This is a genomic window from Nostoc sp., assembly GCF_036916975.1.
In the GTDB taxonomy this organism is placed as follows: Bacteria; Cyanobacteriota; Cyanobacteriia; order Cyanobacteriales; family Nostocaceae; genus Nostoc.
Genome location: NZ_JBALFF010000014.1, coordinates 91,467 through 104,136 on the forward strand (window position 1 = coordinate 91,467; position 12,670 = coordinate 104,136).

Genomic DNA, 12,670 nt, shown 5'->3' on the forward strand with positions numbered 1-12,670 from the left:
GTTTCGGCAGGTGCGACTGAGCATCTCTATTGCTCCGTCGCGGCTAGAATTTGCGATCGCTTACTTCGACCGAGCAAGCAAGTTGCACAGTAATGGCGGCTGGAAGCCATTTAGACTTGCAACGGTGCCAGGTGGCAGCATTACAATTATTGGCAGACACCACCCAAAGAAGGCAAAATTGCCGTATTGGGTGCTATCAGAGAATTGTAAAGAGTGATGTCTAACGACAACTGAAGAACCGTCTACGCACTAACGATTTGAAGAAATAGTGCGATCGCAGACTATATGTAGATTTCAAGCGTTGTTAGAAAGACTAGGATTATTGCTGTAGCGTCTTTGAAAAATAATTGCTGCCAAATTAGTCACTAAACAGGTGATTGCTAACCACAGCAAGATATAAGTAGGAGCCATCACCACGCCAATCATGAACCAAGTATATACGTGCAGTATCATTACAGAAGCGAAAAAGCTGGCAATTCCAGCAGATTGCCACACTTGATAGGATGGGCGACGTAACGCTACCAGGCTCATCGTTAAAATTGTGACAAGCAAGTTTGCTGGTACGAGAAATGTACAAATACTTACGCAATTGCCACGAGAGAACTCAGCTAAGGTGTTTAAATCGAGCATTAATTTGTTGGGATAGTGTTAGCTTTTTAGGAATTTAATTTATTGTATTTTAAAGTAACTAAATATATATTAACATCGGAGTGAGTAATCACATTGCAAATATAACATAATTTAAACTATTGAGTTACGTTTTGATACTCCCAATAGTTAGTTAATTATAAAGATTTTGGATAAGTAGGGTGGATATTTTCCACCCTAGTAGAATTAACCCGGTAAAATTACCGTATCGATAACGTGTACCACACCATTATCAGCTTCGATATCTGCTGCTAAAACTGTGGCATTTTTAACTTCAAAACCATCAGAAGAATTAATTTTAATGGGTGAACCTTCCACAGAATTAACCGTACCGAGTTCTGCTAAATCAGCCTCTAGCAGCTTTCCTGGAACGACATGATATTTTAAAATCCGCGTTAGCTGGGGAATATTCTGTAACAGAGTTTGGATAGTTCCCGGTGGTAACTTGGCAAAAGCATCGTCATTTGGTGCAAAGACAGTGAACGGGCCAGGACTTTTTAATGTTTCTACTAAACCAGCAGCTTGTACAGCTGCCACCAGTGTTTTAAAAGACTCAGCCGTAACAGCAATATCAACAATATCAGCCATATATCTTACCTAGAATCTCTGCAAAAGATTTTAAAGGATAATCAACCTATTTTAAGTTTTATTAAACAAAATAAATTTAAAATCAGGCATTGAATAAATAATGCCCAATGCTCTGTTTGTCGGGAGCATCGCAATTTTGGCTTAAATCTTTTCCCTCACCCCCAGCCCCTCTCCCAAAAATGGGAGAGGGGAGACATAATTCTAGTTCTCCGAATCCCAAAAATGGGAGAGGGGAGACATAATTCTAGTTCTCCGAATCCCAAATCATGGGATTCGGGGTTAGGGGATGGGGCTATCAAGGGAATGGCACCTGACGGGATGCTCTCCTGTTTGTCCAATGCTGATTAATTATGATTAGCCTTCCAGTTTGCTAAATCAGTTAAGGAGCGATCGCGGTAACGTCCATAACGCTCCTGCTTACTTTTGATTTTCGCACCCAGTTCGGGAAAAATCCCAAAGTTGGGCGGCATTGGCTGGAAATGCTTCGGCGAAGCGGAACTAATAAATTCCAATAACGCACCCATCATTGTTGTTGGGGGTAAAACCAAAGCTTCTTTACCCAAAGCTAGCCGTGCTGCATTAATTCCCGCCAAACAGCCACCCGCAGCCGCCGCAGTATAGCCTTCAGTACCAATCAACTGTCCAGCAGCTAACAATGTGGGACGCTCTTTAAATTGCAGAGTCGGATGCATTAGTTGAGGAGCATTAATAAAAGTGTTGCGGTGCATCACTCCCAGCCGGACAAACTCTGCCTTTTCCAAACTGGGAATTAGCTGAAATATTCGCTTTTGCTCACCCCAGCGTAGGTTAGTTTGGAATCCTACCATATTCCACAGCTGACCGGCTTTATCTTCTTGTCGTAACTGCACCACAGCATAACACCGTTCCCCTGTGCGAGTATCTGACAATCCCACTGGCTTTAGGGGGCCGTAGCGCATGGTATCTTCCCCGCGCTGTGCTAGTTCTTCAATGGGTAAACAAGCTTCAAAAAATTTCGCCGTTTCCCGTTCAAAACCCTTGAGTTCTGTTTGTTCTGCTTGACAAAGTTCTTCTCGAAACCTTAAATACTGCTCTTTATTCATTGGGCAGTTGAGATAAGCGGCTTCACCTTTGTCATAACGTGATGCCATAAAGGCAACGTCACGGTTAATCGATTCTCCCACAATAATCGGACTAGCGGCATCAAAAAAGCTGAGATATTCCATCCCGGTAAAGCGGCGCAAATCTTCGGCTAAGTCGGGACTGGTTAAAGGGCCAGTTGCCAAAACCACAATTCCTTCGGGAATTGCAGACACTTCACCCCGGCGAAATTCAATTAAAGGATGGCTGGCTAAAGTTTGAGTTAAATCTTGCCCAAATTGTCCCCTATCTACCGCTAGCGCCCCACCCGCAGGTACGGCGTGTTCATCAGCTTTAGAAATGACGATAGAACCCAGTTGGCGTAGTTCTTCGTGCAATAATCCAGCTGCGCGATCGCTTGCCATTGCCCCAAAGGAATTACTACACACTAATTCTGCCAAATGTTCTGTATGATGAGCAGGGCTGAAGCGTTTTGGACGCATTTCATGGAGAATTACCGGCACTCCAGCTTGGGCTATTTGCCAAGCTGCTTCTGTCCCAGCTAGTCCACCTCCAATTACTTGTATCGGTTGTTGTTCCATAGTTATATTTTTAGTTCCTATATTATAAGTATCCATCAGCATCACAGAAGTCAAATTAATTCGTAATTCGTAATTCGTAATTCGTAATTCGTAATTCGTAATAGAGCCTCCGGCACGCTTTGTGCGTTCGTCAATTTTGTTTTGTAATGAAGAGTGCTGTTGTGGGGACGGTTTCCGACTCGCATTACAACGTGCGATTTAACCCCAATCGCATTACTTGCCGATTTTTGAACCGGGGGACTTAAACCCAGGTAACTCGTTAAATAAAAAGTCATGCTGACTATATAATCAGCGGTAAAACATGGTGCAGCAAGAACACCAGATAATCTCTGCTATGCCTGTATTTTCTGTAAATTTCAAAAAATAACTGATTTGGAGTCAACAATTATAGGACTTACGCATTAGGTACGAAATGTAGGGGCAATTCATGAATTGCCCCTACGGTCAATCAGGGGTTTCACTGCCTTTTTATGTAAGTCCTGAATTATAAATTATCTGTATCAATTCCCTTTTCTTTGAGTTTAGCTAACAATTCTTGATAGCGATCGCGCTCTTTTTCTAATTCTTCTAAAGCCGCTTCCTTTGCTTGACATTCCCGTTCTGCACGTTGGCGTTCTTGTTCCCGTAACTGGTCAATTTCTACGGGTGTCAAAAACTTTTGTCCAGTGGGAGAAAAAATTTCTAGAGTCTCCGGTGTTAATGTAAACCGGATTCCCAAACGCGGACTTACCCAATCATTCATCTCTTCGATAACTTCAAAACTATCTCCAGAACGGAGCAAGCCATTTAAATCATTCTTGTCTGGATCGTAAATATAATATTCTTCCACGCCGTAACGCTGGTAAAACTGCAATTTTTTGGTCATTTCTTTGAGGGTGTTACCTGGCGATAGAATTTCAAATACTACCTGTGGGGGGATATTATCTTCATGCCATTGTAAATACGAACCCCGTTTTCCTTTTGGTCTGCCAAAGACCACCATTGTATCCGGCGCTTGTTTAATATTCGGGCTTCCTTTAACTGGATACCAAAACAAATCTCCGGCGATAAATACATCAGCTGGCGATGGAAATAGGATTTCTAAATTTTCTTTAATTTTGACAATCCATGTAAATTGTTCTGTATTATCCGCCATTGGCTGTCCGTCGCTTTCTGGGTAGATGACTTCGATGGTGGTTTCTGGTGTAACTTGTTGTACCATTGCTGCACCTCCAAGTATGGGGTTTAGTGGCCATAGAAATTTTGACTCAACTCAGATTCTACTATTATGGAAATTTCCGATCGCGCACTTCCACGGCATAATCTTGCACGGCTTTGGTAATCGTTTCTCGCAAGTTTGTATAAACTTTGGCGAATGGTGGATGCTTTTCGGCAAGTCCGAGGATATCTGAGGTAACTAAAACTTGTCCATCACAGTGAGTTCCTGCACCGATACCGATTGTCGGAATGCTCAATTTTTGTGTAATCTGCATTGCCAAATCTGCGGGGATATGCTCTAACACTAGAGAAAATACACCAGCTTGTTCCAGAGCGATCGCTTCAAGTAAAATTCTCTCACTCGCTTCTTGGGTTTTTCCTTGTTGTCGCAAACCGAGTTGATGTACAGATTGCGGTGTCAAACCGACATGACCCATTACCGGAATTCCAGCTTCAACCAAACGAGCAATAGTTTCTGCGATCGCTGGATAGCCACCTTCCAATTTTACCGCTTGAGCGCCCGTTTCCTTCAGTACCCGCCCAGCTGAGTGCATCGCTTGCTGGAGACTTTCTTGATACGTCAAAAATGGTAAATCTACCACCACCAAAGCCCGTTTAACTCCTCGGCGCACAGATTTGGCGTGGTATATCATCTCATCTAAAGTTATCGGCAGTGTTGTTTCATACCCTAGAACTACTGCCATAGAGTCGCCCACCAGGATTAAGTCTACACCAGCTGCATCAATGAGTTGAGCGATCGCATAATCCCAGGCAGTCAACGCCACAATTGAACGTCCCTGTTGTTTCCATTGAATTAATTGCTGGGTAGTGATTGCCATTTTTTTAGGTGGGGAGTTAGGAGTTTGGAGTTAGGGGTTAGGAGTTAGGAGTTAGGAGTGAGGAGTTAGGAGTTAGGAGTTAGGAGTTAGGAGTTAGGAGTTTGGAGTTTGGAGTTGGGAGTTTGGAGTTTGGAGTTTGGAGTTTGGAGTTTGGAGTTTGGAGTTTGGAGTTTGGAGTTGGGAGTTGGGAGTTGGGAGTGAGGAGTTGGGAGTTGGGAGTGAGGAGTTGGGAGTTGGGAGTGAGGAGTTGGGAGTTTGGAGTTTGGAGTTGGGAGTTGGGAGTGAGGAGTTGGGAATTTAAAAAATTCTTTAACTTATAACTTCTAACTCCTAACTCCTAACTTTTCATTTAACGGCGCGACTGAAAGCAATATGGGATTTTGCACTGTCAGTTTTGGGCATTAACCAAGCTAGACCTTCACTAGTGCCTATCCATAATTTATTGGCGATGTCAGGTGCAAGGGCAAGAACCCGACTAGAAGGAAGTCCAGCAACTTCTGCATCTAACAGAGCTCCTGTATTTGGATTTAATCGTAACAAACCATTGTTAGTCCCGATCCAGACACTACGATCTTTAGCAAAACGTACCGCCGTCACATCACGCCCACGCAGACGAGTTACAGACCGTAACACTGCACCAGTTTTTGGGTTAATAACTAGCAAATTATTTGGCATTCCTGCCCAAATTAATCCTTCTGGACTAATAGCTAAAGCTTGGACAGTCGTCCCTGGTAAATCGGCTATCCGCTTCATAACCGCAGCACTAGCAGTATTTACCCGCACCAATCCATCAAGTGTACCAACCCACAGTTGACCTTCAGCATCTAAAGTCAGGGTGTTAGCGCTGACACCAGGCAGATTTTTTAATGTTGTCATAATCAAGCCTTGGTCAGGACTAATTAGGGCTAAACCGCTATCAGTTCCAGTCCATAAATAACCGCGTTTGTCAACTAACAATGACAACACCCGTTTAGAAGGCAAAAATAAATTCTGCGCGGTGATTTCGCTAGTACGGGGGTCAACTCGGAACAGTCCATCATAACTTCCTACCCACAAACGTCCTACTTTGTCTTGGGCTAAAGCACCAATGGCAACATTCGGTAAACTAACACGAGAAATAATCTTGCCGGTTTTAGGATCAATCTGCGATAGTCCCCGCCAAGAACCTACCCAAAGATTGCCAGTAACATCTCCCAGTAAGTTACCCACCCGATAATCAGTTTCTGGCGAATTTTCTTGCACTCCCCGCTCATCGGGCAAAGGTTTTACTCGCGGTGGCGGTGCAGAAGGTGGATAAGCAGGGGTTACATCAGATGAATTAATATCAGGGGTTTTTTGCGCCCATCCTATACTTGGCACTATCAACCCCAGCAACATAGAAGTAATCAATAAACTAGTACGCTTGCAAAACAATACCACGGTGACATTTCCTTTGGAGACAGTACCCAATAGCCGTTACCTAAACTGGCTTTGGGTTAGTTCCAGTGTTCCCCTAGCCGGGATTTTTTAAACGTCATCTGGAATTTTCCTCAATTTTAATGGAATTGGGCATTGGGGAAATAATTCTAGGACTTACGCATCAAGTACGAAATGTAGGGGCAATTCATGAATTGCCCCTACGACAAATCAAGGCTTTCAGTGCCTTGAAAGCGTAAGTCCTAAATTCTTATAACTCCAAACTCCAAATTCCCAACTCCTAACTCCTAACTCCTAACTCCTAACTCCTAACTCCTAACTCCTAACTCCCCACTCCCAAATAGCTTCTTTACAGTTATTGATGACACCTTGTAAAGCATCTGTAACAAAATGTTAAATATTTATGTAATAACAAAATTAAATATATAAGTTAAAAACTTTCAAAGAATAACTTATCGAATTATTGATATATTGTGGAATAAGTTACAAATTACGTGGTGTGCAATTTTTTATCTTTACGCTCACGACTCTGCTAAATCTCTGTCAAGTAAATTCTTTTCTGGTATCTTTTCCATCAACGGAGAAGATATAGGGAGTGTAGAGGCGGGAATGTGTGCCAGCCAGCCCAATCCCCTGAATACCCCGATTTGTAGGGAAATTATCTAAATCAAGCCGCAAAAGCGGAAGTTTGGTCAAATTGAGAAGGTTTAGTTAGGTGCGAAAAAGAGGTAAAAAAGAATTTTGATTCGTAGGAAGAGGAAACAGTAGAAGCGCTAGGTCGTGTACCCCTAGAAGGGGATAACACTGGTGAGGAGGGCTACCACCGCTACCAAAGTGTCAGCCGCAAAAAAACTGCTACTTTTTACCAAAAACAACCCTTAACAAAAATTTTTACCGTTCTTTTCCCCGATGAAGGGGGAAAAAATCGGGTGAGGGGAAGTTGCACAAAACGTGATTTGATAATTAACAAGAGTGATTTCAGGGAAGGATAAAATATGTCTTACGCTCAAACGAAGACTCAGAGCAAGTCTGGGTATCAAGCCGGGGTTAAAGATTACAGACTAACTTATTACACACCCGATTACACACCAAAAGATACCGATCTTCTTGCTGCGTTCCGCATGACACCCCAGCCTGGTGTTCCTCCCGAAGAAGCAGGTGCGGCTGTAGCGGCTGAGTCTTCCACAGGTACTTGGACAACTGTATGGACAGACTTGCTCACCGACCTCGATCGCTACAAAGGTCGTTGCTACGATATCGAACCAGTTCCGGGTGAAGACAACCAGTATATTTGCTACGTTGCCTATCCTCTAGACTTGTTTGAAGAAGGTTCTGTAACCAACGTGTTGACCTCAATTGTAGGTAACGTATTTGGTTTCAAAGCTTTACGGGCGCTGCGTCTAGAAGATATTCGCTTTCCAGTAGCTTACATCAAGACCTTCCAAGGGCCTCCTCACGGTATCCAAGTTGAGCGCGACAAGTTAAACAAATACGGTCGTCCTTTGCTGGGTTGTACCATTAAGCCTAAATTGGGTCTTTCTGCTAAGAACTACGGACGCGCTGTATACGAGTGCTTACGCGGTGGTTTGGACTTCACCAAAGACGACGAAAACATCAACTCCGCACCATTCCAAAGATGGCGCGATCGCTTCTTGTTCGTAGCTGAAGCGATCAACAAAGCTCAAGCAGAAACCGGTGAAATTAAAGGTCACTACCTAAACGTCACCGCTCCTACCTGTGAAGAAATGCTGAAGCGGGCTGAGTACGCTAAAGAACTCAAAATGCCCATCATCATGCATGACTACCTCACCGCAGGTTTCACCGCCAACACCACATTGTCTCGTTGGTGCCGTGATAACGGTATCCTCTTGCACATTCACCGTGCTATGCACGCTGTAATCGACCGTCAAAAGAACCACGGTATCCACTTCCGTGTATTGGCTAAAGCTCTACGTTTGTCTGGTGGCGACCACATCCACACCGGCACCGTAGTTGGTAAGTTGGAAGGTGAGCGCGGCATCACAATGGGCTTCGTTGACCTGTTGCGTGAAAACTACATTGAGCAAGACAAGTCTCGTGGTATTTACTTTACCCAAGACTGGGCTTCTCTACCTGGTGTAATGGCAGTTGCTTCTGGTGGTATCCACGTATGGCACATGCCCGCCCTGGTAGAAATCTTTGGTGATGACTCCGTACTACAATTCGGTGGTGGTACTCTAGGACATCCTTGGGGTAACGCTCCTGGTGCAACCGCTAACCGCGTCGCCTTGGAAGCCGTTGTTCAAGCTCGTAACGAAGGCCGTAACTTGGCTCGTGAAGGTAACGATATCATCCGCGAAGCTGCCAAATGGTCTCCTGAACTGGCTGTTGCTTGCGAACTATGGAAAGAAATCAAGTTCGAGTTTGAAGCAATGGATACCGTCTGATCAAAAGTTAAGAGTTAGAAGTTAGGAGTTAAGAGTTACATTAATTCATAACTCATAACTCATAACTCATAACTCATAACTGTTGACGGCTGGGGTCAAGCATGAATCTTAAGCAAATTGCCAAGGACACAGCCAAAACTCTCCAAAGTTACCTGACTTATCAGGCTCTAAGGACAGTATTGGCACAGCTAGGCGAAACGAATCCTCCATTAGAACTTTGGTTGCATAACTTTTCGTCTGGCAAAATTCAGAATGGTGAATCATACATTGATCAACTGTTGCGAGAAAAACCAGATTTGGCTTTGCGAATTATGACTGTCAGAGAACACATTGCCGAAGAAATCGCAGAATTTTTACCGGAAATGGTTCGCACTGGCATTCAGCAAGCCAATATGGAACAGCGTCGTCAGCATTTAGAACGCATCACACGAATAGACACATCTAACCCCAGTCTGCAACCAGAACAGCAAGCAACTTCAGATCCGAATTTGGATAACTTATCTAATTAGTTCGGTCAACCTAGTAGTCAAAAATCGCAACCCATTATCAAAAGATATGCAAACTTTACCAAAAGAGCGTCGTTACGAAACCCTTTCTTATCTGCCACCCCTGACTGACGCTCAAATTGCCAAGCAGATTCAGTACATTTTGAATCAAGGTTACATTCCAGCGATCGAGTTTAACGAAACTTCTGAGCCAACAGAATTATATTGGACAATGTGGAAGCTGCCTTTGTTTGGTGCTAAATCCACTCAAGAAGTATTGAGCGAAGTTCAAGGATGCCGTTCTCAATTCAGCACCAGCTATATCCGTGTTGTGGGTTTTGACAACATCAAGCAGTGCCAAATTCTCAGCTTTCTTGTTCACAAACCCAACAAAGGTAACACTAACAGATACTAAAGCAAGCGTTGCTCTAAGTAATTAGTTTATCTGCATAGGAGAGGTAGAATTATCTGCCTCTCCTATTTAGTAGATTTGTTTTGAAACGCAGAGGGACGCAAAGGAAAACGCAAAGGGGCGCGGAGTTATTCTCTGCGTTACTCTGCGCTTTCCTTAGCGTGCCTTTGCGTTTTTTAAGAGATTAATACATGAAATTAAAGCATCTGCCGGAAGTAAGAATTTGCTTTGTTGGTGACTCTTTTGTTAATGGTACTGGCGACTCAGAATGTCTTGGTTGGACAGGGAGAATATGTGCTAATGCTAATAAAAAAGGTTATGAAATTACTTACTATAATTTAGGGATTAGGCGTGATACGAGTAGTGATATAGCAAAGCGTTGGTTTCAGGAAGTATCACTGCGATCGCTCAAAGAATATGATGGCAGAGTTGTGTTTTCTTTTGGATTGAATGATACAACATTAGAAAATGGTAAAACTCGTGTAGACTTTGCAGATTCTATCAAAAACGCCCGTGAAATTTTAAGTAAAGCTCAAAAGTTATATCCTGTTTTGATGATTGGCCCTGCACCCTATGCAGAACAAGAAGATAGTCAAAGAAAGCAGAGAACTATAGATTTATCCAACCAATATGCTTTGATTTGTAAAGAATTAAATGTACCTTATTTAGACGTTTTTCCAATATTAGAAAAATCAAATATCTGGAAAGATGAAGCAAGAGCTAATGATGGTGTTCATCCTAGAGCAGGTGGTTATGCAGAATTTGCTCAAATAGTGGAAAATTGGGACGCTTGGTTAAATTGGTTTTTTCTGACTTGAGCGAGGATTCAAAGTTAGGATAGTGGTAGCACCTAATTTTTATATCCAAAGGTGGTAATTATGCAACAAATTACTTTAGCTGAAGCATCTCAAAACTTACCTGACTTAATTGAAGCAGCACTCAAAGGTGAGGAAATTATCATCATCAAAGATAATCAACCTTTGGTGAAGTTAACTCCTGTGTCGCCACTTAAACACCGCCGTCAACCTGGAAGCGCAAAGGGTTTAATTACAATATCTGATGACTTTGATGCACCACTCGAAGAGTTTAAGGAATATATGGAATGAGATTACTGCTGGATACACATACTTTTATTTGGTATGTGACGGATAATTCAAGATTTAGTAATCAAGTAGTAGAATTAATCAATGATGAGAATAATGAAATTTTACTAAGTATCGCTAGTCTATGGGAAATAGCTATTAAGCAGAATTTAGGCAAGCTTAGTTTCAATCAGCCATTTGAGATATTCATCACACAGCAACTCAATCTGAACGATTTTAGGTTACTCGATATCAAAATTAGCCATGTTACTGTTGTTGCCACACTACCCTTACATCATCGTGACCCATTCGACCGAATTTTAATTGCACAATCGGTAGTGGAAAATATACCTATACTGAGTGCCGATAAAATTTTTGATGCATATCCAATAAGACGTGTGTGGTAGCTAGCCTTGCTTTTCTACCAAAAGATAAATAAACAGCGATCGCCAAAAAAACTTAACATTACTTTAAGCACTGCTAGGCAAAAATAATTTTATGGGTTACTACATCGCTCCCCGCTTTCTGGACAAACTGGCTGTCCACATCACCAAAAACTTTCTAAAGCTTCCTGGCGTCCGAGTCCCAGTGATTTTAGGTATTCACGGACGCAAAGGAGAAGGCAAAACATTTCAATGTCAATTAGTCTTCGAGAAAATGGGTATCGAAGTGACTAACATATCTGGCGGCGAATTGGAAAGTCCAGATGCAGGAGATCCAGCGCGGTTGATTCGGCTGCGCTATCGGGAAACAGCAGAACTCATCAAAGTACGCGGCAAAATGTGCGTACTGATGATTAACGATTTAGATGCCGGTGCTGGACGCTTTGATGAAGGCACTCAATATACTGTAAATACGCAGTTGGTGAATGCCACACTGATGAATATTGCTGATAATCCCACAGATGTGCAGTTGCCTGGAAGCTATGATTCCACACCTTTACATCGTGTGCCGATTATTGTTACAGGTAATGATTTTTCCACTCTCTATGCACCGTTAATTCGGGATGGGCGGATGGAGAAATTTTACTGGGAACCAGACAGAGACGATAAGGTGGGAATTATCAAGGGGATTTTTGAAGCGGATGGACTTTCACAGAAGGAAGTTGAACAGCTAGTTGATACTTTTGTCAATCAGTCCATTGACTTTTTTAGCGCTTTGCGATCGCGCATTTATGATGAACAAATCCGCAACTACATCCATCAAGTAGGTTTTGAGCAGGTATCCTTGAATGTGGTTAACAGCGTTGGAGGCCCACCAGAATTTAAAAAGCCAGATTTCAGGCTGTCTCACTTAATCGAGTCTGGTAACTTCCTCGTTGGTGAACAAAAACGGGTGGAAAATTCCCATTTGGTTGATGATTACAACCGACTCAATCGAGGTAGAAATTCTCAATCTGCACCACCTGCTGTAACACCAATCAATCAGCCATCAAGCAATGGTGGAACTCAAGAAGCAAAAATTAATGGATTCCAGAAACAGCAAGCATCAAGTACCCATTTAACCCTAGATACACAAGCTCAAATTAGGGAATTATTATCTCAAGGTTACAAAATTAGCATTGAACACGTAGATGAACGTCGCTTCCGCACAGGTGCTTGGCAAACTTGTGTTCATAGCCACATCGATGCAGAGTCTGATGCAATCTCAAATTTGGAATCAACACTGACAGAATATAGCGGTGAGTACGTGCGCTTGGTAGGTATTGATCCAAACGCTAAACGGCGGGTGGTGGAGACGATTATTCAGCGTCCGAATGGGAAAAATTAGTCATTGGTCATTGGTCATTGGTCATTGATCATTGTATTGCAGCAGTCAACAAGAAATGGTTTTAATGAACAAGTAGCGTAAGTTCTATCTCCATTTCCCTTGCTAAAAATTTACTTCGCCTCTGCTTTTTGCGTTGCGCCGTAGTG

The 12,670-nt window shown here is 42.7% G+C and carries 15 protein-coding genes; 8 read left to right on the forward strand and 7 right to left on the reverse strand.

All coding sequences use genetic code 11. The features are described from left to right. Positions 1-10: 10 nt before the first annotated feature. Positions 11-217: a hypothetical protein gene (locus V7K73_RS03200; RefSeq protein ID WP_334877074.1), complete on the forward strand. Its 207-nt coding sequence runs from the start codon at positions 11-13 to the stop codon at positions 215-217. A gap of 77 nt (positions 218-294) precedes the next feature. On the opposite strand, the gene V7K73_RS03205 is transcribed toward V7K73_RS03200, so the two are convergent. The 7 genes from V7K73_RS03205 to V7K73_RS03235 form a co-directional block, all read right to left on the reverse strand. Further along, positions 295-630 carry a hypothetical protein gene (locus V7K73_RS03205; protein WP_334877076.1) on the reverse strand — a complete coding sequence of 112 codons (336 nt, stop codon included), beginning with the start codon at positions 628-630 and terminating at the stop codon, positions 295-297. A gap of 204 nt (positions 631-834) precedes the next feature. Next, entirely contained in the window at positions 835-1,236 is a 402-nt protein-coding gene (locus tag V7K73_RS03210; RefSeq protein WP_334877078.1) for a fasciclin domain-containing protein, read from the reverse strand. Positions 1,237-1,580: 344 nt separating this feature from the next. After that, the gene (gene trmFO / locus V7K73_RS03215) at positions 1,581-2,897 is read right to left on the reverse strand and encodes an FADH(2)-oxidizing methylenetetrahydrofolate--tRNA-(uracil(54)-C(5))-methyltransferase TrmFO (protein ID WP_334877080.1); all 1,317 of its coding nucleotides are present in this window, start codon (positions 2,895-2,897) and stop codon (positions 1,581-1,583) included. Between the two features lie 484 nt (positions 2,898-3,381). Then, on the reverse strand, positions 3,382-4,098 hold the full coding sequence (locus V7K73_RS03220) for a Uma2 family endonuclease (protein ID WP_334877081.1): 717 nt from the start codon (positions 4,096-4,098) through the stop codon (positions 3,382-3,384). 64 nt (positions 4,099-4,162) lie between these two features. Further along, positions 4,163-4,933, reverse strand: coding sequence for a 3-methyl-2-oxobutanoate hydroxymethyltransferase (gene panB / locus V7K73_RS03225; protein ID WP_334877083.1), 771 nt, complete (start codon positions 4,931-4,933; stop codon positions 4,163-4,165). Between the two features lie 345 nt (positions 4,934-5,278). After that, positions 5,279-6,382 carry a ligand-binding sensor domain-containing protein gene (locus tag V7K73_RS03230; protein ID WP_442936727.1) on the reverse strand — a complete coding sequence of 368 codons (1,104 nt, stop codon included), beginning with the start codon at positions 6,380-6,382 and terminating at the stop codon, positions 5,279-5,281. Between the two features lie 510 nt (positions 6,383-6,892). Further along, positions 6,893-7,045: a hypothetical protein gene (locus V7K73_RS03235; protein WP_334877087.1), complete on the reverse strand. Its 153-nt coding sequence runs from the start codon at positions 7,043-7,045 to the stop codon at positions 6,893-6,895. 299 nt (positions 7,046-7,344) lie between these two features. Between V7K73_RS03235 and V7K73_RS03240 the strand changes: the two genes are divergently transcribed. The 7 genes from V7K73_RS03240 (at position 7,345) to V7K73_RS03270 (ending at position 12,524) form a co-directional block, all read left to right on the forward strand. Then, positions 7,345-8,775, forward strand: coding sequence for a form I ribulose bisphosphate carboxylase large subunit (locus tag V7K73_RS03240; RefSeq protein WP_334836511.1), 1,431 nt, complete (start codon positions 7,345-7,347; stop codon positions 8,773-8,775). A 101-nt stretch (positions 8,776-8,876) separates the two neighbouring features. Then, entirely contained in the window at positions 8,877-9,284 is a 408-nt protein-coding gene (gene rcbX / locus V7K73_RS03245; protein ID WP_334800765.1) for a RuBisCO chaperone RbcX, read from the forward strand. A 46-nt stretch (positions 9,285-9,330) separates the two neighbouring features. Then, positions 9,331-9,675, forward strand: coding sequence for a ribulose bisphosphate carboxylase small subunit (locus V7K73_RS03250; protein WP_334877088.1), 345 nt, complete (start codon positions 9,331-9,333; stop codon positions 9,673-9,675). Positions 9,676-9,863: 188 nt separating this feature from the next. Continuing rightward, the gene (locus V7K73_RS03255) at positions 9,864-10,490 is read left to right on the forward strand and encodes a GDSL-type esterase/lipase family protein (protein WP_334877090.1); all 627 of its coding nucleotides are present in this window, start codon (positions 9,864-9,866) and stop codon (positions 10,488-10,490) included. Between the two features lie 60 nt (positions 10,491-10,550). After that, positions 10,551-10,778: a type II toxin-antitoxin system Phd/YefM family antitoxin gene (locus V7K73_RS03260; protein WP_334877092.1), complete on the forward strand. Its 228-nt coding sequence runs from the start codon at positions 10,551-10,553 to the stop codon at positions 10,776-10,778. Further along, positions 10,775-11,161 carry a type II toxin-antitoxin system VapC family toxin gene (locus V7K73_RS03265; protein ID WP_334877093.1) on the forward strand — a complete coding sequence of 129 codons (387 nt, stop codon included), beginning with the start codon at positions 10,775-10,777 and terminating at the stop codon, positions 11,159-11,161. The genes V7K73_RS03260 and V7K73_RS03265 overlap by 4 nt, the downstream gene beginning before the upstream one ends. 91 nt (positions 11,162-11,252) lie before the next feature. Next, positions 11,253-12,524, forward strand: coding sequence for a ribulose bisphosphate carboxylase small subunit (locus V7K73_RS03270; RefSeq protein ID WP_334877095.1), 1,272 nt, complete (start codon positions 11,253-11,255; stop codon positions 12,522-12,524). The last annotated feature ends 146 nt before the right edge of the window (positions 12,525-12,670 follow it).